The sequence below is a fragment of the Bacillus sp. FSL K6-1338 genome (genome assembly GCF_038006965.1).
Taxonomy (GTDB): Bacteria; Bacillota; Bacilli; order Bacillales; family Bacillaceae_G; genus Bacillus_A; species Bacillus_A thuringiensis_S.
This window is the reverse complement of record NZ_JBBOWI010000001.1, coordinates 626428-651544: the sequence shown is the minus strand read 5'-3', so window position 1 is coordinate 651544 and position 25117 is coordinate 626428. Positions and strand designations below refer to the sequence as shown.

Sequence of the window (25117 nt, the reverse complement as noted above, 5' to 3'; positions counted from 1 at the left end):
TTCATCTCCCTTTATGAATTCCGACTTTTATAAAGTAAATAAATAAAATAAGGTGCACCAATTGCTGATGTAAATACCCCTGCTGGAATTTCAAGTGGCGTGAAAATTGTACGCCCTATTAAATCTGCAGCAAGTACTAGAATTGCACCGACAATAGCTGCAACTGGGAGTAATGCACCGTATAAAGAACCAACCAATCTTCGTGAAATATGAGGTGCCATTAAACCGACAAATCCAATCCCTCCGGCAAAAGCTACCGCACCACCAATTAAAGCTGTACTAAGTAATAGCATAAATACACGCGACTTCGTTAAAGGAACCCCAAGTCCTACCGCTATATCATCCCCTAGCTCTTGTGCATTTAAATGCCTAGCTGCGATAAATGATATTACTGTTAAAATGAGAACCCAAGGCGCAAGTACCATAACATTTTGCCAAGAAGAGCCATAAACGGTACCCGTAATCCATACATTTGCTTGGCTCGCTTGATAAATTGGTGCTAGCAACATAAATAATGTTGTCGCAGCCTTCGTTAATGCCCAGAATCCAACACCAATTAAAACGAGACTAATTGGTGATAATCCATCATTTTGCCATGCAAATAAGTATACAAAAACCGCTACAATCGTTGCTCCTGCAAAAGCTGCGAGCGGCATATAATGAATACTTACCGTTAGTGCATTATTTTTATCACTAAATAGCGCTAAAAATAATACAACTGCAACACTTGCCCCGCCCGTAATCCCGATGATATCAGGAGAAGCAAGTGGATTTCGAACAAGCCCTTGTAAAATACAGCCCGCTACCGCGAGCGCAATTCCTACGAGGATAGCAATTAAAATACGCGGCATACGAAACTTATTTACAACCATGTTTGACATCGCATCGCCATTTCCGGTAATTGCTTGCCATACGTCATAAGGAGCAATTTTCATGTCTCCCATACCTGCGCTCGCAAAGAATAATCCTATTAAAACAAGTAGTAAACTTAACAAGACGAGACAAGCTCGTTTATACATTAAAAACGAGAGCTCGCCTTTTCCTATACGAAACGGAATATATTTCTTCATTTGCTAAGCCCTCTCTTACGTGCAATATAAATAAAGAACGGTGCTCCAATAAATGCTGTCATAACTCCTACTGGTACTTCTTGTGGCATAATGACATATCTTGCTGCTATATCAGCCAATATTAGTAGTATTGCACCTAACAATCCGCTATAAGGCACTCTCCATCTGTGGTCAACTCCAACAAGAAATCTAGCAAAATGCGGAGTAATAATCCCAATAAATCCAATTGGGCCAGCAACCGCAACTGAACCACCAGACAACAGTACAATAATAAGTAACACGAATGATTTCATTAAAATTGTTCGTTGTCCAAGTCCTTTCGCGACGTCTTCTCCCATCATCAATGTATTTACTTTTCCTGCCATAATAAGAGATGCAATCCATCCTATTAATAAATATGGGAATACAGATTGTAAAATTTCTAACTTTCGCCCTTGCACAGATCCAGCAAGCCAAAATAATACCTCTTCAAGTGCTTTTTCATTTAACACAAGTAATCCTTGTGTTAATGATGAAAATAACGCACTAATTGCGACCCCTGCTAACGTTAACTTAAGAGGAGTAGTCCCTTCTTTTCCTAAAGAACTAGAAGCAAATACAAGCACAGCTGCAACCGCCGCTCCTAAAAAGGCGATCCATGTGAAAGCTGATAATGATGTTACTGAAAAGATTACAATTGCTACAACTATGAAGAACGCAGCACCTGAATTTAATCCAATAAAATCTGGAGAAGCAAGTGGATTCTTAGTTAAAGTTTGCATAAGACAACCAGCAATGGCTAAACTAGCACCAACACTAGCTGCAATTAACGCCCTAGGCAGACGTACATTTTGAATAATAATATGTTCATTGGAACCGTTAAAATGGAAAAAAGCATCCAATGCTAGTTTCCAACTCGTATTTGTATATCCGAAAATAATACTTCCCCAAATACAAATAACGACTGCAATGATTCCAACAAATAATCCAATCCCTTTTGCTCGATTTGTTTTTAATAACATGCAGCGTTTCCCCTTCAATGTATAATGATACGTTGTTAGTGTATTTCAACTTAATTCTTATTGTCAACGGAAATGAGAATTATTTTCACCCATATATATTGACAATTAAAAGATAAAGGCTTAATATCATGCTTGCTATTGAAAAATATTCTCAACATGTAGGGGGTACATAATGAATTTCATGCGGAAGAAATCGTTTACAGTATTTGTATTTTTACTAGCATTTTCAATGCTTTTAAGCGCTTGTGGAAAATCAAGTAACAAAGAAGAATCTACAAAAGAAGATAATAAAAAAGAAGTGGTTACTGTAGAACATGCAATGGGTAAAACAGAAGTTCCTGCTAATCCAAAACGTGTAGTTATCTTAACAAATGAAGGAACTGAAGCTTTACTTGAATTAGGTGTGAAACCAGTTGGTGCTGTAAAGTCTTGGACTGGTGACCCATGGTATCCACATATTAAGGATAAAATGAAAGATGTAAAAGTTGTTGGTGATGAAGGACAAGTTAACGTTGAAACAATTGCTTCTTTAAAACCAGACTTAATTATCGGTAACAAAATGCGTCACGAAAAAGTGTACGAACAACTAAAAGCAATTGCACCTACTGTGTTCTCAGAAACATTACGTGGTGAATGGAAAGATAACTTCAAATTTTATGCAAAAGCATTAAATAAAGAAAAAGAAGGTCAAAAAGTTGTAGCTGATTACGAATCACGTATGAAAGATTTAAAAGGCAAACTTGGCGATAAAGTAAATCAAGAAATCTCTATGGTTCGTTTCATGCCTGGTGATGTTCGTATTTATCATGGTGATACATTCTCTGGTGTTATTTTAAAAGAACTTGGATTTAAACGTCCTGGAGATCAAAACAAAGATGATTTTGCAGAGCGTAACGTATCTAAAGAGCGTATTTCTGCAATGGATGGTGACGTATTATTCTACTTCACATTCGATAAAGGAAATGAGAAAAAAGGATCTGAATTAGAAAAAGAATATATTAATGATCCGCTATTTAAAAATTTAAATGCAGTAAAAAATGGTAAAGCATACAAAGTTGATGACGTTATTTGGAATACAGCTGGTGGCGTAATGGCCGCTAACCTACTATTAGATGACATCGAAAAACGCTTTGTTAAATAATATTTCCTTAACCAGCTCCCTTCTATGGAGCTGGTTATTTTTCAATTCACTTAAATGTCACATTATTTCGTTTTGTATTTTTATTCCCAATATGTTATATTGAGAAAGTAAATAGAATATATTTTCTTTATATCGGAATAAATATTTTAATCTAAATTTTCTGATTAATCACTATTTTATTTTCTTTTAGAATTCAATTATTACATTTGAAAACGCTTATCATCTTGTTTTCAGGGCAAAATACAGTAACGGTCGAAGAAAAATAGAACTTTTTCAGAAATTTTCTTTCTATTTCCATATAATTCTATTGACTTCTAAATATTTTGTAAATTAAAATGATTACATAAATATCCGTTATACAGGATTAGGGGGAAACAAACATGGATGCAGCTTTAAAATTAGACAAAGCTGGAGAGCAACAATCACCAAAAAAACATCCACCAGGGTTATACTTGTTGTTCTTTACAGAGGCATGGGAAAGATTTAGTTATTACGGAATGCGTGGCTTATTAGTTCTTTATTTAACAACGAGCTTAGTAAGCGGCGGTTTAGGATTTGATAAAGCAGTTGCAGTTCAAATTTACGGTATTTTCACAATGCTTGTATATTTCACACCTATTATTGGTGGTTGGTTAACTGACCATTTCATTACGAAGCGACATGCCATTACTATTGGTGGTATCATCATGGCAATTGGTAACTTCGTACTATTTTCAATGAATACGAAAACTGGACTATTTTTAGGATTAGGATTATTAGTTATTGGTAACGGATTCTTCAAACCGAATATTTCGACTTTATTAGGTCAATTATATAGCGACAACGATTCTCGTCGTGATAGTGCCTTCACTATCTTCTACATGGGGATTAACTTAGGAGCTCTTATCGCTCCATTCATTTGCGGTTACTTCGCAGATTATAGATACGGTTTCTTAACAGCTTGTATCGGTATGATTATTGGACAAATTGCATTTAACTTATTAGCACCTCGTTACTTAGGATCAGCTGGAACAACAGTTGTGGGTAAAAAATCTAAAGAACAAAATGCAAAAGCTGTTGAGAAAAAACCTTTAACACCACAAGAGAAAAAACGTACTGTTGCAATTTTAATTTTAACTTGTTTCGTTGTATTCTTCTGGGCAGGATTTGAACAAGCTGGTAGCTCTTTAACACTTTACACAGATAAGTTCGTAGATCGTACAATTGGTGGATTTACAATTCCAACACCTTGGTTCCAATCTGTAAACCCACTATTCATTATCTTACTAGCATTACCTGTTTCTGCGTTATGGATTAAGCTTTCAAAAACAAAAAATGGTGATTTGAAAATCCCAACAAAAATGGCATTAGGTATGATTTTACTAGGGATTGGATATTTAGTTCTAACTTTAGCTGTTTTAAAAACTGGTAGCGATGAAGGTAACATTACAATGAAAGCAAACTTACTATTCATTGTATTCACTTACATGTTCCACACAATCGGTGAGTTATTCTTATCACCAATCGGATTATCTATGGTAAGTGCAATCGCTCCTGTTAAACTAGCATCATTATTAATGGGTGTATGGTTAGCTGGTACTGGCTTCGCAAACTTATTAGCAGGACAATTAGCCGCTTTCACTCAATCTTTAGGATATTTAGAAGTATTCGCAAGCATCGGTATTATCGTAATTGTACTGGGATTAGTACTTCTTATGTTCTCTAAGAAAATTGCACATATGATGGAATAACAAAAAGACGCTTCTAAAATTAGAAGCGTCTTTTTTATTATTTCTCCTCTAAAGCTGTCACGTCCACATGAACGCTCTCACCAGGATTAGATACATCATACACTTGAGCACTCCCCTTCTGCTCATCACAGCTCTCAATCCATACTGGTACGCCCTCATATGTAACGTCAATTCTACTTGAAGAAGATAAGATTTGTTTCACACGTTTCACATCCATACTACTATCCCTCCTTTTGCTTACTACACTCCTTTCTATTTTTTCTTTTCCTTTTAGAATATATTCGGTAAGGTAGCATGTTGATTAATAGTCATTTCTTCCTCACATGCTAATATTTACTCTCTCGCTACCTTTCTGACAAATAAAAAAAGACGTATATTCTACACGTCTTTTTCCATAATATTCAAATTTTAAGAAAATAATGTTTTTACTACCGCACTTACTTTATCATTATGGATTTGATAATACACTTCTAATCCTCGTCTTTCAAAGCGCACTACTTTATTTTGCTTTAACTTCGTTAAATGTTGTGAAACCGTTGATTGCGGAATTTCTAACACTTCCTGTAGTTGTGTTACATTACATGTTCCTCTTTGCATAAGTTCCATTACTAGACGTAGACGAAGTGGGTGAGCTAACGCTCTTAACATTTGTACATCTTCTTCTGAAATACGACATTCGAATTGATTTTGGTTCATAAAGTTCCCCTCATTTTCGTTTTTATTTGCGTTTTTATGTTCTTTTTATTTATTTATATATCTGTTCTTATATTTCCTGTTACGACATAACTTTATCAACCTATAAAGCCGAAAATTTTTTCCATCTTCATCAGCAAAAATTCAGGAAAAAATCCTTGCTGATTTTGAATATTATACTATATGATATAACGAAAAAGCAAAATAATGGCCTACGAATACTTTGCTTACAAACGTTGTTTTATCAGGCTTTTTGTTATATTTTCACCTCATTGAAATGCACAGTAACGGTATTGTAAAATATCGTCTATAATTGATAACCTATCGTAATGTAGTTGAACTATACTTAACCTCTTTGTTACGCTAAAAGGAATTTTCAGTAAAAAGAGATGATATGGTATTAAAAATTTGTTTCTTATTTTTTATTCGTATTGCAAGCGGTTGAATTGTTGTGAAAAACTTCCTATTAAATCCACTCACCGTTCCTCTCTCACTAAATCAAACAGGACAGATAAGTGCATATATCAAACTTTAATCAGTAGGGTTTTTGTTCATCCCCACTGATTATCAGCCCTCACCAACCGGGCGTTTACTGGCAGCCCGATCCCCACCTAACTTCTTTGCTTCCGCTGAATTTTGAGGTGTGGGTCTTACTGCCCGTTAATGCGGGATAAGAGACGGCATCTAATATACACCTATAGGGAACATGCCATCTGAATAAGCAAAATAATATGCAAATAATTTATACAGCACACTTAAATTCATTTGAGTGTGTTTTTTGTCTACTTTATGAACAAAGCTTTTCTTTTAACACTATTATGGAATAATTATACTTTTTTACGTTGACAATAGTGTTGAAGGAGAATATACTAAGCATGTAAGTTGATTGTGAATAGTTTCACAAATAATGTGAATTTCTTCACATATAATAGATAGGAGTTGTCATTATTATGAGTACTTGGACACAAATTTATGATCCATTAAACAATATTTGGTTATCTGCACTAATCGCAGCACTTCCAATTTTCTGCTTCATCATTTGTTTAATGGGACTGAAAATGAAAAGTTATATCGCTGGTCTTTACAGTGTGATTGTCGCTATTATTCTTGCAATATTTGTTTATAAAATGCCAGCAACAGTAGCTGTAGCATCTGCTGGATTCGGTGTTTTATCTGGATTTTATCCAATTTGTACTATCGTTATCGCCGCAATTTTCCTTTACAAATTAACTGTTAAAACAGAGCAGTTCAATATTATTCGCGATAGTATTTCAAGCATTACAAATGATCAACGTTTACAAGTATTATTAATTGCTTATTCTTTCGGTGCTTTCTTAGAAGGCGCAGCTGGTCTAGGGGTTCCAGTTGCTATTACAGCTGCACTACTTGTGGGTATGGGCTTTAATCCATTAAAAGCAGCAGGTATTTGTTTAGTAGCTAATATTGCTGGTGGTGCTATGGGTGCTATGGGTATTCCAGTTACAGTACCGGCACAATTAACTGAACTTGACGCATTAACTATTGGTCGTCAAACTGTTCTTATTTTACCTTTCATTAGTATTATCTTACCTTTCTTACTTGTTTCAATGGTCGATGGAGTTAAAGGTATTAAAGAAACTTGGCAAGGTATTCTTGTAAGTGGTGTTTCTTTCGCTATTACTCAATTCGCTGTAACTTACTTCTTAGGTGCAGAACTTACTAATATTTTCGCAGCCGTTGTAAGTATGATTGCTCTTGCATTATTCTTACGTGTTTGGCAACCAAAATCTGCTACTAAAGAAGAAAAACAAGAAACTAAAGTATCACATACATTCAATCAAATTTTATATGCTTGGTCTCCATTCGTATTCTTAACTGCATTTGTAACAATCTTTAATTTAAAACCAATTAAAGCTTTATTTGCTCCAGATGGTGCGTTAGCAAACTTAGTATTTAACATTCAGTTCCCTGGTCTTCATAATGCTGTTATGAAAACTACACCAATTACAAAAGCTGATACACCTTTCGCAGCTGTTTTCAAATTTGATGTATTTTCTTCTACAACTACTGCGATTGTACTAGCAATTATCGTTTCACTTATCGTTTACCGCGTAAAAGGTAAAATGGTTAAAGAATTAATGATTGAAACAATGAAAGAATTAAAAGCTCCAGTATATACAATTTGTAGCGTTATCGCTTTAGCTTACGTAGAGAACTACTCTGGTATGTCATCTACACTTGGACTTGCATTCTCATCTACTGGTAATGCATTCCCAATTCTTTCTCCAATCTTAGGATGGATTGGCGTATTCATTACAGGTTCAGTAGTTTCAAGTGGTTCTTTATTCGCACCACTTCAAGCAGTAACAGCAGACCAATTAAACATCGTTCCTTCTACACTCGTTGCCTTAAACGTGGTAGGTGGTACAATGGCAAAAATGGTTTCACCACAATCTGTAGCAGTTGCTTGTGCCGCAGTTGGACTAGTTGGTAAAGAATCTGCTCTATTTAAAACAGCAATGAAATACAGTTTAATCTTCTTAGCTGTTATTAGCTTACTTCAATTAAACGCTGTGTTTAATATCTTTTAAAAATAAAACACCGATCCAAATGGATCGGTGTTTTTCACATTATATTTTTTTATTTTTTAATAAAGAAGCTCCAGCAATTTCAGGATGAGTCATTTCGAATGGATCTAAAATAATATCCAATTCCTCTTCTGTCAGTACACCATGTTCTAAACATAACTCCCTAACAGATTTTCCTGTTTCAATTGCTTCACGTGCAATACGAGATGCTGCTTCATAACCAATATGAGGATTAACTGCTGTAATAATTCCAACACTTTTCTCAACATATTGCTTCAGCAATTCTTCATTTGCTGTAATTCCTTCAATACAATATTCACGGAATACACGGAATCCATTATTCATAATGCTTATAGATTGAATTAAATTAAATACAAGCACAGGCTCCATTACGTTTAACTCTAATTGTCCTGCTTCTGATGCTAAGCAAATTGTATGATCGTTTCCGATTACTTGGAATGCGACTTGGTTAATTACTTCTGCCATAACTGGATTTACTTTTCCTGGCATAATGGATGAACCTGGCTGACGTGCTGGCAATTGAATTTCAGCTAACCCAACACGTGGACCAGACGCCATAATACGAAGATCGTTTGCAATTTTAGACATGTTCATCATACATACTTTAAGCGCTGCAGATACTTCTGTGTATGCATCTGTATTTTGCGTTGCATCAACTAAATGCTCTGCACCAACAAGTGGGAATCCACTAAACGTTCTTAAATGTTTTACCACTTGTTCAATATACGTAGGATTTGCATTTAATCCTGTACCAACAGCTGTCGCCCCCATATTCACTTCATATAAATGTTGACGAGACTGTTTAATTCTTTTTATATCACGCTCAAGCACTCGGCTATACGCTTCAAATTCTTGTCCAAGGCGAATTGGAACTGCATCTTGTAAATGTGTGCGTCCCATTTTAATAACGTGATCAAACTCTTTTGCTTTTTTACGAAAAGCAGAATGAAGTTCTTCCATTGTAATAAGAAGCTCTTCTAACATCATAAGAGTTGCAATATGAATCCCTGTTGGAAACGCATCGTTCGTTGATTGGGCCATGTTCACATGAGTGTTTGGGCTAATTTTCGCATATTCCCCTTTTTCATATCCCATACGCTCTAACGCTCTATTCGCAATTACTTCATTTGTATTCATATTAATAGAAGTTCCGGCTCCGCCTTGAATAGGATCCACGATAAATTGATCATGAAACTTTCCATCAACAATTTCTTGCGCTGCTTCTGCAATTTCATGTCCAATGTCTTTAGCTAAGTAACCAGTATCTATATTCGCAAGTGCCGCTGCTTTTTTCACAATTGCCATTGCTGTAATGAGTGATGGATGAATGCGGTATCCTGTAATTGGGAAGTTTTCTACGGCACGTAATGTTTGTACACCATAATAAGCTGCACTTGGTACTTCTTTTTCACCTAAAAAATCTTTTTCTATACGTATATCCTTCGTTGCTATCATTTTTATCACCTATACTTTTTCATTCTAAATCCTTATCCAAAAAATCCGCCCTCTAAAAACACGAGTATCATTCAGAAGAATTTTTCAGTATCCACCTTCACTATATAGCACCTTTTTTGAAAGCGCAAACATTTATTTTTCTGTATATCCTTTTTATTAAAGTTTATAGAAAATCATTCTTCTACTTTCCTTATTTCCACTCGTTTAATTTGATGCATATCCTTTTCAAGGACTTTAAAATAAAAACCGTGTTTCTCAATAACATCTCCTTCAGCAACGATTTGTTTTTGTACCATAATCCAGCCACCAATTGTATCTACATCATCAGCAATTAAATGTATGCCAAGCAAATCATTTACTTCACTAATAAGCACTTTTCCCTCTACGATTTTATATCCTTCACTTACATGCTCTATAGGTGGATTCTCATCTTCATCGTATTCATCTCGAATTTCTCCAACAATTTCTTCTAAAATATCTTCTAGTGTAACAATCCCTGCTGTACCACCATATTCATCATATAATACAGCTAATGGAATGTGTTTTCTTTGCATTTGTAACAGTAAATCATGAATTGGAATATTTTCTAGCACTTCAATAACTGGCCTTGTATATGGCATAATTGAGCACTCCTCGTCCCGATTACCATCCATATAACGAATAAATAAATCTTTTACATTTACCATCCCAATAATTTCATCTTTATCTTCACCAAATACAGGATATCTCGTGTACTTTTCTTGTGCGATGACTTTAATATGTGTTTCAAATGGTTCGTCCTCATATAAGCCTACAACTTCCGTACGAGGTACCATAATTTCTTTTGCTACTCTATTATCAAATTCAAAAATATTATTTACATATTTAAATTCCCTTTGGTTAATCTCTCCGCTCTCATAGCTCTCAGATAAGATTAACCTTAATTCTTCTTCTGAATGAGCTACTTCATGTTCAGAAGCTGGATGTAATCCGAATAAACCAGTTACAACCCTCGCTGAACCATTTAAAGCCCAAATAAACGGGTACATAACTCGGTAAAAATAAATAAGTGGTTTCGATAACAATAAGCTAACTTGTTCTGCTTTTTGTATAGCAAATGTCTTTGGAGCAAGTTCCCCAATGACAACATGTAAAAATGTAATTACTGCAAAGGCAATAATAAATGAAACTGTACTGGAAATTGCAGGTGAGAATTGTAATTTTAAAAACAACGGCTCGAGTAAATGTTTAATAGTTGGTTCCCCTAACCACCCGAGCCCTAAAGCAGTAATTGTAATACCTAGCTGACAGGCCGATAAATACTCGTCTAAATTTGAAGTTACCTTTTTAGCTGCCAGTGCACCTCGTCTTTTTTCACTAACGAGTTGATCAATACGACTGCTACGTACCTTAATAATTGCAAATTCAACAGCCACAAAAAATGCTGTTAACCCAATAAGAATGACTACCATCAATAATTTTAAAATATCCACATATGCTCTTTAGCTCTCTTAGCTAAAGTTACACCTCCTTTTAAAAAGAAGTTTCACTTTAGTTTCTTCAATTATTGGAAAGCAACTCTATATAAAATCCACCAATTTTCAAACCTCATACAATTCTAAAGGTAAACCATCAGGGTCTTGGAAAAAGACGAATTTCTTCCCCGTTATTTCATCAATACGGATTGGTTCTGTCTTAACACCACATTGGTTTAAATGCTTCACAGCTTCTTCTATATTTGTAACAGCAAATGCTAAATGTCTAAGACCGGCTGCTTCTGGAAAACTTTTGCGCTCAGGCGGATTTGGAAATGAAAATAATTCGATTTGATACTCTTCTCCTACACATAAATCTAATTTATAAGAATCTCGTTCCTTTCTATATACTTCATTTATCTCTTCAAACCCTAATATTCTAGTATAAAAATTCTTTGACCTCTCATAATTCGAACAAATAATTGCAACGTGATGCACTCTACATATATTCATACTCTCTCTATTCCTTTCTTTACCAAAGATGCATATTCTCCCTTGAAATGAAAAACATATATAGCAGAATATCTCTTTTAGGGGGCTTATCATGAAATTCATTACTTTTTTCGTCGGACTAATTGTTGTTTTCTTACTCGCTTATATTGCTAGCAACAATAAGAAACATATTAAGTTTAAACCAATTTTCATCATGCTTATTATACAGTTAATTTTAACCTACCTATTATTAAATACAGAAATCGGTCTCATACTTATTCGTGTCATTTCCAGTCTGTTTACAAAGCTACTCGAGTATGCTGCTGATGGAATAAATTTCGTATTTGGTGGTATTGCAAATAAAGGTGAAATGCCATTTTTCCTTACTGTATTATTACCAATCGTCTTTATTTCTGTTTTAATTGGTATATTACAACATTTCAAAATACTACCATTTTTTATTCATTGGATCGGGTACTTTCTTAGTAAAATAAATGGTCTTGGGAAATTAGAATCTTACAATGCTATTGCCTCTGCCATTGTCGGTCAATCAGAAGTTTTTATTACAGTGAAAAAGCAATTAGCTCAAATTCCAAAACACCGTCTTTATACACTTTGTGCCTCTGCTATGTCAACCGTATCTATGTCTATCGTAGGTGCCTATATGACAATGATTGAACCTAAATATGTAGTAACTGCACTCGTTCTCAATTTATTTAGCGGTTTTATTATCGTACTCATCATTAACCCTTACGACGTTAAAGATGACGAAGATATTTTAGAAATCAAAGGTGAAAAACAAAGCTTTTTTGAAATGCTTGGAGAATACATTCTTGATGGTTTTCGTGTAGCCATTGTTGTCGGCGCTATGCTCATCGGATTTGTCGCATTAATTAGTTGTATTAATGACCTGTTCCTCATTATATTCGGTATTACGTTCCAACAATTAATCGGCTATGTATTTGCACCTATCGCATTCCTTATCGGTGTACCAAGTTCTGAAATTGTCGCAGCTGGCAGCATTATGGCAACGAAGCTTGTAACGAATGAATTTGTCGCAATGATGGACCTTAGTAAAATTTCTAATAGCCTTTCTCCCCGTACAGTTGGGATTATTTCTGTTTTCCTTGTGTCTTTTGCCAATTTTTCTTCCATTGGTATTATTTCAGGTGCGGTAAAAGGACTAAACGAAGAACAAGGAAACGTTGTTGCGAGGTTTGGCCTTAAATTACTATATGGAGCTACTCTCGTTAGCATTTTATCCGCAATTATCGTAAGCATTATGTTGTAATTAGGTAAAATTTTATCATTTTCTTATCCCTATCTTTTGTATACAATAACGAATAGATGTCTTATAAAGTGAAACTTTACTCAGAGGGGCTATCCCCCTCTGAGTATTAGCCTTCACCAATCGGGCTTTTACGGGCAGTTAACTCCCACCTAACTTCCTTGCGTTCGCTGGACTTTGAGGTGGGAGTTTTACTGCCCGTTAATGCGGGATAAATAATCAAAGACATCTATTTTTTATACATGTACAATCGCTTTTATTTAGCGTAAAATATTTTTTATGTGTTTGAATACACTTCTAAATGTATATACTTCGATAGTTTTAAAGGAGAAAAAATGATGAAATCCGACCCGAACAACAATACGCGAGCCAGAAAAGGACGCTCAAAGAAAAAACGCCTACTTTGGTTCCTTCTTATTCCATTACTAATTGTAGCACTTGGAGCAGGAGGCTACTCCTTCCATATATACAGTAAAGCAAAGTCCGTCTTAAATAATGCTTATGCTGAACTAGGTCGAGGAGATAAGTCCAGTAAACGTGAAAAAGCTGTTAAACCTATGACCGACAACATTTCTGTACTAATTATGGGTGTTGATGAAAGTGATATTAGGGAAAAAGGTTATGGAAAAGCAACTCGAACAGATGCGTTATTACTTGCAACAATTAATAAAAACGATAAATCCGTTAAACTTGTAAGCATTCCACGTGACTCACGCGTCTACATTAAATCACGTGATAAATACGATAAAATCACACATGCGCACGTATTCGGTGGTGTAGACAGCACAATTGATACGGTAGAGAACTTTTTAGATGTTCCAGTTGACTACTATGTAAAATTCAACTTTAAATCATTTATTAAAATTGTTGATTCCCTTGGTGGTATTACTGTAGACGTTCCAGTTGAGTTCACAGAGCAAAATAGTAAAGATGAAGCAGATGCAATTCATCTAAAAAAAGGACGTCAACATTTAAATGGAGAAGAGGCACTGGCACTGGCTAGAACTCGTCATATCGATAGTGATTATATGCGTGGTCAACGCCAACAGCTTGTATTAGAGGCCATTGCTGAAAAGGCACTATCTCTTAATTCCATTAATAAAATCGGAGGCCTACTAGACGCTGTCGATAAAGACTTAAAAACCAATTTAACTTTTGATGATATGATGACAATTACAAAAAATTCAATGGATTCAAATTTAAAGATGGAAAAAATGCAAGTAGAAGGTACAGATAAATATATAGGCGGTATTTATTATTACGTTCCAAATGAAAAAAGCGTCAATAATATTTCGACAAAACTACAAGAACATCTCGGTGTTACGAATAAAAATGAGCATAAAAAATTATAATAAAAAGGCTGCTAGATTTCTCTAGACAGCCTTTTTATTATATTTTTCAACATATTTTTCATACACATTGTGACAAGAAGTGACAATTATTACAGCGGTGTAACATTTTTTATGAAAACATTACACACACAGTGAAAATAATAGTATACTAGTACGTACATAATGTTATTTTCATCATTTTTATACAAAAAATGTAATACATATATTTATACATAAATTTCTGGGGGGAAATAAATGAAGCTAAGTAAAATACTGATCGGTTCTGCAATTGCTGGGGGCATATTACTTTGTGTAGGCGGTGTTGGGGGATATCAATATGTCTCCAAATTAAATAATCAATTAGATACTACTGCATTACCGAATACTACATTTGAAGGTATTTCTCTCGATGGAAAAAATAAGAAAGATATTCAAGCAATTATTAATCAAAAGGTAACTGAATTAGATCAAAAATCCCTTACCTACATATTCCAAAACGATAAACAAACTTACACATGGAAAGATTTAGGGATAAATTATAAAGAGAAAGATATTATTGACAAAATCTTTAAAGAACAAGAAGGAAACGTAATGAATCGTTACAAAATGCGTAAGCAAGCTGAAAACGGTGAATTAAAACGTGACTATAAATTAACACCACAATTAAATGCAACAGCTTATGAAACCTTTATAAAAGATAAATATAATGAAACATTAAAAAATCCTATTAATGCAGAATTCAGTATTGAAGGCTCAACAGTAAATGTTAGTCAAAGCCAAAACGGAGAAAAAATTGATAAAGGGAAACTAAACGGTTTAACAAACGAAGCTATTACTACCGGTAAATCAGATGTCACATTGCCAGTCACATTCATAAAACCAGAACGCTCTACAGAAGACATACAGAAAATGGGGATTAAAGAAGTCATCGCTGAATATTCTACTCCAATGGCCGGCCGTAACGGAAATCAATCATTTAACGTAAATAAGTCAGCCAATACTTTAAGTGGGGTTATTGTCGCACCTGATGAAACGTTTAGTTTTAACGGCCGCGTTGGCGTAACTGATGCTGCACATGGTTACAAATCTGCAGCAGTATATTCACAAGGTAAAGTAATACAAAGTGCAGGCGGAGGAGTTTGCCAAGTCAGTAGTACATTATACAGCGCAGCTTTAAGGGCAGATTTAGGCATTGTTTCTCGAAGCAATCATTCTATGCCGGTAAATTATTTACCACTTGGGCAAGATGCAGCAGTAGCAGATTATGGTCCAGATTTAAAATTTAAAAATAATACGGGCAATCATATTTATATTCAAGCATTTTCAAATGGAGGTAGTATTACTACACGCATTTTCGGTACAAATACTGGTAAAAATGTTGAAGTTTCTTCTCAAGTAATTAGTAGGACTAGTGATAAAATCACAGCGGTTACGTATAAAAAAGTAACACAAAACGGGGAAGTAATATCAAATGGACAAATTTCAAAAAGCGTATATAAAAGCGCTCCAAAAGAATAGCTAATATCCACCGAATAGCATAAAGAAAAAGGCGTGATTATATCACGCCTTTTTCTTTTGCAGTAATAGTAAAAAAGTTTCAAGATGGTCTTTCGTTTCTTCTAAAGACCACATACGATTGCCTTGCTTCGCAGCTAATACACACGCCTCTTCCCACGCGTTCTTTTTCTTCATATTTATTAATTCATCACGTAATTTCAAAACAATTTCTTCGTCTTCTTGTTCAATAAACTCTTCCATCACGCTTACTATTTCATCCTCATGAATACTTAACGTACAGTACGATTTAAGAAAGTATTGTAATGTCGTATACATAATGTACTCCCCCTTCTTATTTATCAGATGGATAAGAAGTAATAATCTTAAACCCTAATTCTCCTGACTTATCTCTTGCTAAAACAGTAACAGTTTTTACCAACTTGTCTTTTACACTCATATTTTTCTTTATTACCGTTTTTCCAACCGGGAATGAATGTGTTGTATTTAATACGAGACGAGCCTCTTTAGAATTTTTTAACCAGTCTTGAATTTCCTTATCATGCTGCTTCAAACTATCTTTTACAGCTTTCGTTGCTGTTTCCTTGTCATAGTATGTACTTGCTGCTGATACTTTATCTGTCTTCAAGCGATTCTTCAAATCTTCTTCTGATTTGCCTACATGTCTTTCAATCGTATGACCATTTTTAGGTGGCCCTTCCATTTCATCTAAAATATTATCACTAATTTTTTCTACTGATGTCGATTGATTCCCTGTTTGTTTCTCTGTTTTTTGTTCTTTTCCTGCACATCCACTTAAGATCAGCATTAGTGCCAATAAACCACTCAAGAAAAGACTACTTATTCGTTTCATCATATCACCTCTTTCATGATTATTATCGCAACTTCACTAAAAGTCAATTTCACAACGAAAAAATCTATCAGTTTTCATTTTTTTCATCTATTTTTCCATATTTACCCGCGCAATTTCATCAACCCTCTATTTTTCGACTTTTTATAATATATACCCCCTATATTTTATGATTATTTCCCAGATGAAAACACTGATAACATAACTATAAAACTCTTTTATACAAAGGTTTTTATAGTGTTTTTTATTTTTTTAAAATACCCCCATTTTTATATACCTTATACCCATATAAGGTATAAAGCCCCTTCTTATCAACATTTTTCTACATTATGTAAATTTACCCTTGCCTATACAAACGAAATATGGTGTAATGCAAAAAAAGATAAAGGATTTTAAACAATGGCTGAAACGATTCAAAATTTCTTAACAGAATACTATTCAATCGCAATTCCACTTAGTATCTTAATTAACATCATCATTAGTCTTTTAGGTGTTATTCCTAGCATCTTTTTAACCGCCATTAATATACAGCTCTTCGGTGTAACAAATGGCACAATCATTTCGATCGCAGGTGAGGCCTTAGGGGCTATTATCTCGTTTTATATTTATCGCATAGGCCTTCAAAAGTTCACTCACGATAAAGTAAATAAGTACCCAAAGGTAGAGCGTCTTCTTTATGTAGAAGGTATAGAGGCCTTTCTACTCGTTCTATCGTTTCGATTGATACCTTTCATCCCATCAAGTATCGTGACTTTATTTGCAGCTCTAGGGAAAATGTCATTACTCTCCTTCAGTATTGCCAGTACAATAGGTAAAATACCGGCCTTATTGATTGAAGTATATTCGGCATATCATGTTATGAACGGAACAAATGAAGCGAAGTGGATTGTAACAATCGCAGGCGCTATTGGATTGTTTTATTTGTGGAAAAAATGGAGAAAAAAATAAAGAAGGAGCCTATGCTCCTTCTTTATTTTTGAAGTATTTTATTAATATCTGTCCCTTAAATCCTTAATTTACACCAACAGCACTAAATGATTGCTTCACTGCATTTACTTCTGCAGAGCTAGCACCATATAAATCCGCAGCAGCTTGTACTGCACCAGCACGAGCTTGACTAAATGTAGTAGATTGCGTGAAATACTGTGTATTTGCACGGTAGTAAATCGCACCTAATTTATCTTTACCAATACCAGTTACAGTTACACCAGAATGCGTACCACCATTTGCTAATAAATAAGCTTGTTTGTTAATAATACCACTGTTTGTATGAACGCCACCGTTATCACTTGAACCTGTGTAACGCTTAGAATAGTGGTCTGGGTCACCATATTTCGCTGGATCACTCATAGAGCGAAGCGCGTCTCCTGCTTTACCAGGCGTGTAAATATCTTCACCAATCTCCCAATCTGGGTTACGGTTATCATAGAATTCTACTAAAGTACCAAAGATATCAGAAATCGCTTCATTTAACGCCCCTGATTCATTTTGATAAATTAAGTCCGAGCTATTTTCCGTAACAGCATGCGTTAATTCGTGACCAATTACGTCAATTCCACCAGATAATGAAGTGAATGTTACACCATCACCATCCCCGTATACCATTTGTGAACCGTTCCAGAATGCATTATTATACTTACTTCCGTAATGAACTGTTGATTTTAATGGTGCTCCTGCATCATTAATAGAGTTTCTGTTAAATGTAGCTTTATAATAATCATATGTTCTACCTGCATAGTAATGAGCATCTACTGCCGCTGCATCATACGCTGCATTGAAAACATTATCTGCATCTGCCCATAATGTTCCTGGTAATGTTGAGCGGTTTTTCGCATCGTATGTGAAAATCGTTGCTCCGCGCGTATTATCTTGTAAGTAGTAAGATGAACCAGATAATGTTGTATTAAGTGATTTCGTATCTCCTAATACACCTTTACCAGTTCCTACTTTATTTGTTCCTGTTACAGGTTTTACTACTGCTTTCGCATCCTGTTTAGGAGCCTCTTGCTTAACTGGTGACTTATCTTCATTTGCTACATGATCCAATTTATTATATTTATTTAATACTTTACCGCTGTCTGCTTCAATGAAATAGTAGTAGTTTCCTGGACTAGGATCTAAGAAGTTTAGATTTACAACGTATGCATATGTTGTTTCTTCACCATTTTGATATACATATAAGTCCGCTTTTGGTTCTACCTCATATTTCGGTGTTACCCCTAAGTCTTGCTGCGCGATTTCAATCGCTTTTGCGCCTTCAATCTTATTTTTATTTTTCAACTTTTCCTTCTTGTCTAAATCAGGTGCAACTGTTCCAGACAATACTTTTAAAGAACCGTCTTTACTTACGTGAGCTACTTGAGTAGAACCCCATACAGGTACTCCTTCGTAAACTTGTTGCATACGTACTACTGTTGAATCAGTTACAGCATCTTTCTTCACTTGTTTCACTTTGAAAGAATCTTGCGCACTCTTTTCCCCTAGCTTGTAATCACCTTTTGCTGCGTTTAAGTAATCAAACACAACAGATTCTGCTTTCTTACCAGTCGCTCCAGTTAAATCACCAGAAATAAACTCAGGTGACTGTACTGTCTCATTGTACTTCTTCGTAGAGAGTACATTTTTAGAATCCGCAAATGCAGAGCCTGTCCCTCCAAACGTTGTAACTGCCATTCCTGTCGCTAACACTAACGCTAAACTTTTCTTTTTCATGAACCTTCCCCCTAATAAAATTTTTTTGAAAAAGAGTAGTTTCATATTAGCATTATGTTTTCACTATTAATATACTAAAAATTCAATTAATTTATTTCTCAAGTTTTGTAGAATTTTGAGGAACAAATATTGAAAAACCCCCTTCCGATTGGAAAGGGGTTTCTGTTAAGAATTTATTAATTCTACTACTTTTTCTCCTTGACCATAAATATCCGATGTCCAAGCATATTGCGGTTCCAATACCACTAATACAGCTACCAAAGCCAAAGCACCAATAATTATTTTTTTCATATTATTTTCCTCCCTTTTCTTCTAATAAATTAATTGCTAATTTATAGTAGTTATTACTTTCCTTAAATTCTAGTAATTCCTCGTGATATCCTGCTAGTTCTAAATACACCATTTTTAATTCCTTTTTATTTTCTTCGCCTCTAAAAAATGGGATTGCCTCAACTTCTAAAAATCTTTTATAAACATCTTTCGTTTCAAAGTATTTATTCTTAAGCATTGAAAGTATATATAGCATACTTTTATACTTTTCATCCCTCTTGGCAACATCTATTCCTTTATTAATCCAATCTTTCGCTTCTTCAAATTCTTTTAATTCAATACACTGCAAAGCGATCTCATACACTGCATCAATATAATTTAAATCCTCTTCCTTTTTGTACTTTAGGCATTGTAAATAATAATCTTTTGCTTTTGAATAATCTTTTAAGTTATAGTACAAGAAGCCTAAATTATTTAAAGCAATAGCTGTTATACTTTCTTTATCAGCAAAAGAATTTGCTTCCCTCAAAATATTATTATAAATAGATAGTGCTTCATTATATTGCTTTTTTTGTATATAACTCAACGCAATAAGTAACTGGCAATTTATCACATAACGGAATTTATATTCATTCTTAAATCCTTCCATTGCTACATTAGCAAAATGTAAAGTCATATGTTCAACTTCTAATTCATTATAAACAAGAGCCAAATTGAAATATATTCCATTCTCATGATAACCTTGTTCCTTTGCCATTACTTCTGTTCGAGTCAAATACTCCAATGCCTTCTTATATCTATGTTGTAAAAAATAATATAACCCTTTGCTATACGTATATAATAATTTTTGGAATGGTGAATACTTTTTGTACATCTTCTTTAAGCTCTCTAACTCTTTTTCGACAGCAGGAAAATCCCTTTTCATAATTAAATAACGTGTATACAGCAGTTTATAATAATTTATAATTTCAAAATCCAACACATGCTTCATTTCACCTTGTAACTCTTCATATATACGTTCTACTTGTGGCTTGTCCAAATGAACTAGTGCATTCAGCCATTCATCCAACTTCCCCTTCACATCTTCTTCTACATCCCTCAAATCCGTCACGGCAATTTCTAACCTTGTGCAGAGCAATTGTAGAATTTCTTCTGATGCTTCGATCTTTCCATTTTCGATTTTACTTAAGTATGAGACAGAACAAATGCCCTGACATAATTCTTCTTGTGTCATTTTTTGCTGAAGCCGTTTGTAAAAGACTTGTTTGCCTATTTTTTCTAATGTTTGTTGCATTGTCCTCCTCCATTCTCATTACCCCATTACTCTAATAATACATAAAATCTGGAGAAATATAAATTGATAAATATAAATTTTCTAAAAAATATGCATAATTTCATTTTTTTCTCTCTTGACTTCACTTCAATATCTCTTCTTTGCTACGAATGGTGAAAAATTGGTATACTATAACCAAATTATGGAGGTGTTCTCGCGATGACTCATTATAAAGACGATAGTTATGCCTTACATACAGACCTATATCAAATCAACATGGCTTATACATATTGGAAAGATGGTATTCATAATCGCCGTTCCGTGTTTGATTTATACTTTCGAAAGCTTCCATTCGAGAACGGTTATGCTGTTTTTGCTGGCCTTGAGAAAATTGTAGAGTACATAGAAAATTTCAGCTTTACTGAAAGCGATATCGCTTATTTAGCAGAATTACAATTTGAAGAAGAATTCCTTCATTATTTACAAAATATGAAATTCACTGGGACGATTCGTAGTATGCAAGAAGGTGAAGTTGTATTTAATAACGAGCCTTTATTACGCGTTGATGCACCACTTGGTGAAGCACAAATTATTGAAACCGCCCTCTTAAATATTGTGAATTACCAAACATTAATTGCAACAAAAGCTGCTCGTATGAAACATGCTGCAAGTAATGATGAGCTTTTAGAGTTCGGCACAAGACGTGCCCATGAGTTCGATGCCGCCCTTTGGGGGACACGCGCTGCCTTTATTGGTGGTTTCTCCTCTACAAGCAACGTTCGTGCTGGGAAACGCTTCGGGATCCCTGTAGCTGGCACACACGCTCACTCTTTCGTTCAAGCATATCGCGATGAATACGTCGCGTTTAAGAAATACGCTGAAACTCATAAGAAGTGCGTCTTTCTCGTTGATACATATGACACATTGAAATCTGGTGTTCCAAATGCAATTCGTGTTGCAAAAGAATTTGGGGATCGTATTGATTTCTATGGTATACGTCTTGATAGTGGTGATATGGCTTATTTATCGAAAAAGGCACGAAAACTACTAGATGAATCAGGGTTTACAAATACAAAAATTATCGCTTCTAGCGATTTAGATGAATACACAATTATGCACCTTAAATCTCAAGGGGCAAAAATTGACGTATGGGGTGTTGGGACAAAATTAATTACGTCCTTTGAGCAACCTGCATTAGGGGCTGTTTACAAACTAGTTGCGATTGAAGATACTGCCGGAAAATTAAATGATACGATTAAAATTTCATCTAATCCTGAAAAAATTACCACTCCAGGACTGAAACGAATTTATCGTATTATCAATCGGGTTAACGATCATGCAGAAGGCGATTATATTGCGTTAGATTCTGAAGAACCTGGAAAAGAAGAGCGCTTAAAAATGTTCCATCCAGTTCACACATATATAAGTAAATTCGTAACAAACTTTGAAGCCCGTGAACTCCATAAAGACATTTTCGTTAACGGTGAAAGAACATATGAACTACCAAGTATATTAGATATTCAACAATATAATGAACAGAGTCTCGCTCTATTTTGGGAAGAATACATGCGAACTTTAAATCCCGAAGAGTATCCTGTCGATTTAAGCCAAGAATGTTGGGATCATAAAATGAATTACATTCAAACTGTTCGAGAACAAGTTGAAAAAAACATACAAAAGTAAACAGAGAAGTTTCTCCTTCTCTGTTTTTTCAATACTATATGGATATTTGTAAAAAATATATTAAAATAATACGACGAATGTTTTTTATTTGTAAATTTTAATATCATATTATTCAAAAGTAAAATAACATTTGATATTATTTTATTAAATCAATTTCAACAAAATAACCAATAAAAAAGAGGACGCAGGTTGCGTCCTCTTTTTTATAAATCTTTCACTCGTAATACACGCATTGCATTTAACACTGCAAGTAGTGTCACACCAACATCTGAGAAAACAGCTTCCCACATTGTTGCAATACCAAAGGCACCAAGTAATAGAACGATCCCTTTTACACCTAAAGCAAAGATGATATTTTGCCACACTATACTTCTTGTGCGTTTTGCAATTTTTACAGCTGTCGCAATTTTTGAAGGCTCATCAGTCATAATAACGATGTCTGCCGCTTCAATTGCTGCATCTGATCCTAAACCACCCATCGCAATACCAACGTCTGCACGGGCTAATACTGGTGTATCGTTAATACCGTCACCAACGAAGGCAATTTTTTCTTTTCCATGCTTCGCTGCATCAATTTTTTCAATCTCTTCTACTTTTTGTTGCGGTAGTAATTCCGCATGAACTTCATCTAAGCCTAATTCTTTACCGACAGCTTCACCAACTGTTTTTGCATCACCAGTTAACATTACTGTCTTTTTAATACCTAGTTCTTTTAACTTTTGAATCGCTTGTTTCGAATCCTCTTTTACCTCATCAGAAATAACAATATAACCTGCATATTTTCCATTTATAGCAACGTGAACTAATGTACCTACTGTTTCTGGTTGTTTAAATTCAATATTTTCTTTTCTCATTAATTTTGCATTACCTGCAAAAATTTCTTTTCCTTGTACTTTTACGACTGTACCGTGACCAGAAATTTCGTTATAATCATCGATTATTTTTTCATCAATTGATTTTCCATATGCCTTTCGAATAGATTGGGCAATTGGATGGTTAGAATACACTTCAGCAAATGCCGCATACTCTAATAACTCTTCGCTTGTAGTACCTTCGCTCGGTTCCATTTTTGTAACTTTGAAAACACCTTTTGTTAATGTTCCTGTTTTGTCAAAAACAATATATTTTACATCATTTAAAGCTTCTAAATAGTTACTACCTTTTACTAACACACCACTTTTAGATGCACCACCGATACCTCCAAAGAATCCAAGAGGAATGGATACAACTAACGCACATGGACAAGAGATTACTAAGAACACTAAAGCTCTATAAATCCACTCAGAGAATGTAGCCCCTTCTAAAATAAGCGGTGGAATAAACGCCATGATCGCCGCTGTAATAACTACAACTGGAGTGTAGTAACGCGCAAACTTCGTAATAAAGTTTTCTGTTGGTGCTTTTTTACTGCTTGCATTTTGAACTAAATCTAAAATTTTTGATACAGTTGATTCACCAAACTCTTTTGTAACTTCAATTGTTAATACACCGTTTTGGTTCACAAAGCCACTTAATACATCATTTCCAACTTCAACTTCACGTGGTACAGATTCACCAGTTAATGCTGAAGTATCTACCATTGATGTTCCTTCAATTACTTTTCCGTCTAATGGTACTTTCTCACCTGGCTTAACGATAATATAATCGCCAATTTGTACATCTTCTGGTGATACTTGTTTCGTTTCATTTCCAACCTTTACATTCGCATAATCAGGACGAATATCCATTAATGAAGTAATTGATTTTCGAGAGCGGTTTACCGCAATGCTTTGGAATAGTTCTCCTACTTGATAAAATAGCATTACTGCTACAGCTTCTGAATATTGCTGAATTACAAAAGCTCCTACAGTTGCAATTGCCATTAAGAAGTTTTCATCAAATACTTGGCCACGAGTTATGTTTTTTACCGCTCTCCAAACGATATCTCCACCTATTAATAAATAAGCAAGGACGAATAACGGAATTGTTACCATTTGTGGTAAGCCCGCTAATGCAGCAATTGCCGTCAAAATTCCGCCAACCACTAATCTCCCTACCATCTTTTTCACATTTGCTTCACCATGATCGTGACTATGTCCGTGGTCATGACCGTTCTTCTCTTCACGAACAACTTTCACATCTGGCTCTAACTTTTGAACGACATTTGTTATATTTGCTACAGTCGCTTCTAGTTCTCTTTTATTCGCAACTTCTACTCGTAGTTTCTTCGATACGAAATCAACAGTTGCTTCTGAGACAGCTGGCATTTCCTTAACTTTATTTTCAATTTTCATTGCACAGTTCGCGCAATCTAAACCTTCTAATATAAATACTTCTTTAGCAATTTTATTTTTTTGTTCTTCTTGCACTTTAATATGCGGTTCTAATTTTGTAACGAGTTGTTTTGCTTCCGTAACAACTTCGTTTTCTTTATTTTGTGCTGTTTCTAAGATCATTGTCTTTGTTGCGAAGTTTACAGAGCAAGAATTTACTCCTTCTATATTCCCAACACCTTTTTCAATTTTCATTGCACAGTTCGCACAATCTAAACCTTCTAACATCAATTTCTTTTTCACTAATGCTTCAGCCATC

Annotated in this window: 21 protein-coding genes; 8 read left to right on the top strand and 13 right to left on the bottom strand. The window is 34.7% G+C overall.

Annotated features, from left to right (window positions below):
- Window positions 1-11: 11 nt before the first annotated feature.
- Window positions 12-1070 carry a FecCD family ABC transporter permease gene (locus tag NZ044_RS03390; protein ID WP_000760052.1) on the bottom strand — a complete coding sequence of 353 codons (1059 nt, stop codon included), beginning with the start codon at window positions 1068-1070 and terminating at the stop codon, window positions 12-14.
- The gene (locus NZ044_RS03385) at window positions 1067-2071 is read right to left on the bottom strand and encodes a FecCD family ABC transporter permease (protein WP_000925213.1); all 1005 of its coding nucleotides are present in this window, start codon (window positions 2069-2071) and stop codon (window positions 1067-1069) included. The genes NZ044_RS03390 and NZ044_RS03385 overlap by 4 nt, the downstream gene beginning before the upstream one ends.
- Before the next feature lie 172 nt (window positions 2072-2243).
- Between NZ044_RS03385 and NZ044_RS03380 the strand changes: the two genes are divergently transcribed.
- Window positions 2244-3212, top strand: coding sequence for an ABC transporter substrate-binding protein (locus NZ044_RS03380; RefSeq protein ID WP_001010281.1), 969 nt, complete (start codon window positions 2244-2246; stop codon window positions 3210-3212).
- Between the two features lie 380 nt (window positions 3213-3592).
- Complete coding sequence (locus tag NZ044_RS03375) at window positions 3593-4942, top strand: peptide MFS transporter (protein ID WP_000338303.1); 1350 nt, start codon at window positions 3593-3595, stop codon at window positions 4940-4942.
- A gap of 37 nt (window positions 4943-4979) precedes the next feature.
- On the opposite strand, the gene NZ044_RS03370 is transcribed toward NZ044_RS03375, so the two are convergent.
- Window positions 4980-5159, bottom strand: a complete 180-nt coding sequence (locus tag NZ044_RS03370; RefSeq protein WP_000382679.1) for an acid-soluble spore protein H — start codon at window positions 5157-5159, stop codon at window positions 4980-4982.
- Between the two features lie 191 nt (window positions 5160-5350).
- Window positions 5351-5638, bottom strand: a complete 288-nt coding sequence (locus tag NZ044_RS03365) for an ArsR/SmtB family transcription factor (RefSeq protein ID WP_001075219.1) — start codon at window positions 5636-5638, stop codon at window positions 5351-5353.
- A 947-nt stretch (window positions 5639-6585) separates the two neighbouring features.
- Here NZ044_RS03365 and NZ044_RS03360 point away from each other — a divergent pair.
- Window positions 6586-8205, top strand: a complete 1620-nt coding sequence (locus NZ044_RS03360) for an L-lactate permease (protein WP_098505642.1) — start codon at window positions 6586-6588, stop codon at window positions 8203-8205.
- A 39-nt stretch (window positions 8206-8244) separates the two neighbouring features.
- Here NZ044_RS03360 and aspA read toward each other — a convergent pair whose 3' ends face one another.
- The 3 genes from aspA to gloA2 all read right to left on the bottom strand — a co-directional run bounded on the left by aspA (window position 8245) and on the right by gloA2 (window position 11645).
- The gene (gene aspA, locus NZ044_RS03355; protein WP_000562136.1) at window positions 8245-9678 is read right to left on the bottom strand and encodes an aspartate ammonia-lyase; all 1434 of its coding nucleotides are present in this window, start codon (window positions 9676-9678) and stop codon (window positions 8245-8247) included.
- Window positions 9679-9851: 173 nt separating this feature from the next.
- The gene (locus NZ044_RS03350) at window positions 9852-11150 is read right to left on the bottom strand and encodes a hemolysin family protein (RefSeq protein WP_000353320.1); all 1299 of its coding nucleotides are present in this window, start codon (window positions 11148-11150) and stop codon (window positions 9852-9854) included.
- Between the two features lie 108 nt (window positions 11151-11258).
- A complete protein-coding gene (gene gloA2 / locus NZ044_RS03345; RefSeq protein WP_098505644.1) occupies window positions 11259-11645 on the bottom strand; it encodes an SMU1112c/YaeR family gloxylase I-like metalloprotein in 387 nt (128 codons plus the stop codon).
- A gap of 91 nt (window positions 11646-11736) precedes the next feature.
- Here gloA2 and NZ044_RS03340 point away from each other — a divergent pair, with 91 nt between their 5' ends.
- The 3 genes from NZ044_RS03340 (at window position 11737) to NZ044_RS03330 (ending at window position 15761) form a co-directional block, all read left to right on the top strand.
- Complete coding sequence (locus tag NZ044_RS03340) at window positions 11737-12915, top strand: NupC/NupG family nucleoside CNT transporter (RefSeq protein ID WP_000668872.1); 1179 nt, start codon at window positions 11737-11739, stop codon at window positions 12913-12915.
- A 332-nt stretch (window positions 12916-13247) separates the two neighbouring features.
- Entirely contained in the window at window positions 13248-14264 is a 1017-nt protein-coding gene (locus NZ044_RS03335) for an LCP family protein (RefSeq protein WP_002083775.1), read from the top strand.
- Window positions 14265-14498: 234 nt separating this feature from the next.
- Window positions 14499-15761 carry a VanW family protein gene (locus NZ044_RS03330; RefSeq protein WP_000777351.1) on the top strand — a complete coding sequence of 421 codons (1263 nt, stop codon included), beginning with the start codon at window positions 14499-14501 and terminating at the stop codon, window positions 15759-15761.
- A 42-nt stretch (window positions 15762-15803) separates the two neighbouring features.
- Here NZ044_RS03330 and NZ044_RS03325 read toward each other — a convergent pair whose 3' ends face one another.
- Both NZ044_RS03325 and NZ044_RS03320 read right to left on the bottom strand, forming a co-directional pair.
- The gene (locus NZ044_RS03325) at window positions 15804-16076 is read right to left on the bottom strand and encodes a hypothetical protein (RefSeq protein WP_000288803.1); all 273 of its coding nucleotides are present in this window, start codon (window positions 16074-16076) and stop codon (window positions 15804-15806) included.
- Between the two features lie 16 nt (window positions 16077-16092).
- Complete coding sequence (locus tag NZ044_RS03320) at window positions 16093-16611, bottom strand: RNase A-like domain-containing lipoprotein (protein ID WP_000822706.1); 519 nt, start codon at window positions 16609-16611, stop codon at window positions 16093-16095.
- 396 nt (window positions 16612-17007) lie between these two features.
- On the opposite strand from NZ044_RS03320, the gene NZ044_RS03315 reads away from it, so the two are divergent.
- A complete protein-coding gene (locus NZ044_RS03315) occupies window positions 17008-17556 on the top strand; it encodes a TVP38/TMEM64 family protein (RefSeq protein WP_000852229.1) in 549 nt (182 codons plus the stop codon).
- A 63-nt stretch (window positions 17557-17619) separates the two neighbouring features.
- Here NZ044_RS03315 and NZ044_RS03310 read toward each other — a convergent pair whose 3' ends face one another.
- The 3 genes from NZ044_RS03310 to NZ044_RS03300 all read right to left on the bottom strand — a co-directional run bounded on the left by NZ044_RS03310 (window position 17620) and on the right by NZ044_RS03300 (window position 20884).
- Window positions 17620-19320 (bottom strand): M4 family metallopeptidase, encoded by a 1701-nt coding sequence (locus NZ044_RS03310; protein ID WP_000730377.1) that lies wholly within the window; start codon window positions 19318-19320, stop codon window positions 17620-17622.
- A gap of 165 nt (window positions 19321-19485) precedes the next feature.
- A complete protein-coding gene (locus NZ044_RS03305; protein ID WP_000720172.1) occupies window positions 19486-19611 on the bottom strand; it encodes an NprX family peptide pheromone in 126 nt (41 codons plus the stop codon).
- 1 nt (window position 19612) lies between these two features.
- On the bottom strand, window positions 19613-20884 hold the full coding sequence (locus NZ044_RS03300; RefSeq protein ID WP_001187951.1) for a helix-turn-helix domain-containing protein: 1272 nt from the start codon (window positions 20882-20884) through the stop codon (window positions 19613-19615).
- 198 nt (window positions 20885-21082) lie between these two features.
- Here NZ044_RS03300 and NZ044_RS03295 point away from each other — a divergent pair, with 198 nt between their 5' ends.
- Window positions 21083-22546, top strand: coding sequence for a nicotinate phosphoribosyltransferase (locus NZ044_RS03295; protein WP_000150190.1), 1464 nt, complete (start codon window positions 21083-21085; stop codon window positions 22544-22546).
- Window positions 22547-22749: 203 nt separating this feature from the next.
- On the opposite strand, the gene NZ044_RS03290 is transcribed toward NZ044_RS03295, so the two are convergent.
- Window positions 22750-25116 (bottom strand): heavy metal translocating P-type ATPase, encoded by a 2367-nt coding sequence (locus NZ044_RS03290; protein WP_340949559.1) that lies wholly within the window; start codon window positions 25114-25116, stop codon window positions 22750-22752.
- Window position 25117 lies beyond the last annotated feature (1 nt).

Excerpts from the sequence above, each read along its gene's own strand:
- NZ044_RS03390 (WP_000760052.1), bottom strand. The coding sequence starts at position 1,070 with ATGAAGAAATATATTCCGTTTCGTATAGGAAAAGGCGAGCTCTCGTTT.
- NZ044_RS03385 (WP_000925213.1), bottom strand. The coding sequence starts at position 2,071 with ATGTTATTAAAAACAAATCGAGCAAAAGGGATTGGATTATTTGTTGGA.
- NZ044_RS03380 (WP_001010281.1), top strand. The coding sequence starts at position 2,244 with ATGAATTTCATGCGGAAGAAATCGTTTACAGTATTTGTATTTTTACTA.
- NZ044_RS03375 (WP_000338303.1), top strand. The coding sequence starts at position 3,593 with ATGGATGCAGCTTTAAAATTAGACAAAGCTGGAGAGCAACAATCACCA.
- NZ044_RS03370 (WP_000382679.1), bottom strand. The coding sequence starts at position 5,159 with ATGGATGTGAAACGTGTGAAACAAATCTTATCTTCTTCAAGTAGAATT.
- NZ044_RS03365 (WP_001075219.1), bottom strand. The coding sequence starts at position 5,638 with ATGAACCAAAATCAATTCGAATGTCGTATTTCAGAAGAAGATGTACAA.
- NZ044_RS03360 (WP_098505642.1), top strand. The coding sequence starts at position 6,586 with ATGAGTACTTGGACACAAATTTATGATCCATTAAACAATATTTGGTTA.
- aspA (WP_000562136.1), bottom strand. The coding sequence starts at position 9,678 with ATGATAGCAACGAAGGATATACGTATAGAAAAAGATTTTTTAGGTGAA.
- gloA2 (WP_098505644.1), bottom strand. The coding sequence starts at position 11,645 with ATGAATATATGTAGAGTGCATCACGTTGCAATTATTTGTTCGAATTAT.
- NZ044_RS03340 (WP_000668872.1), top strand. The coding sequence starts at position 11,737 with ATGAAATTCATTACTTTTTTCGTCGGACTAATTGTTGTTTTCTTACTC.
- NZ044_RS03335 (WP_002083775.1), top strand. The coding sequence starts at position 13,248 with ATGATGAAATCCGACCCGAACAACAATACGCGAGCCAGAAAAGGACGC.
- NZ044_RS03330 (WP_000777351.1), top strand. The coding sequence starts at position 14,499 with ATGAAGCTAAGTAAAATACTGATCGGTTCTGCAATTGCTGGGGGCATA.
- NZ044_RS03325 (WP_000288803.1), bottom strand. The coding sequence starts at position 16,076 with ATGTATACGACATTACAATACTTTCTTAAATCGTACTGTACGTTAAGT.
- NZ044_RS03320 (WP_000822706.1), bottom strand. The coding sequence starts at position 16,611 with ATGAAACGAATAAGTAGTCTTTTCTTGAGTGGTTTATTGGCACTAATG.
- NZ044_RS03315 (WP_000852229.1), top strand. The coding sequence starts at position 17,008 with ATGGCTGAAACGATTCAAAATTTCTTAACAGAATACTATTCAATCGCA.
- NZ044_RS03310 (WP_000730377.1), bottom strand. The coding sequence starts at position 19,320 with ATGAAAAAGAAAAGTTTAGCGTTAGTGTTAGCGACAGGAATGGCAGTT.
- NZ044_RS03305 (WP_000720172.1), bottom strand. The coding sequence starts at position 19,611 with ATGAAAAAAATAATTATTGGTGCTTTGGCTTTGGTAGCTGTATTAGTG.
- NZ044_RS03300 (WP_001187951.1), bottom strand. The coding sequence starts at position 20,884 with ATGCAACAAACATTAGAAAAAATAGGCAAACAAGTCTTTTACAAACGG.
- NZ044_RS03295 (WP_000150190.1), top strand. The coding sequence starts at position 21,083 with ATGACTCATTATAAAGACGATAGTTATGCCTTACATACAGACCTATAT.
- NZ044_RS03290 (WP_340949559.1), bottom strand. The coding sequence starts at position 25,116 with ATGGCTGAAGCATTAGTGAAAAAGAAATTGATGTTAGAAGGTTTAGAT.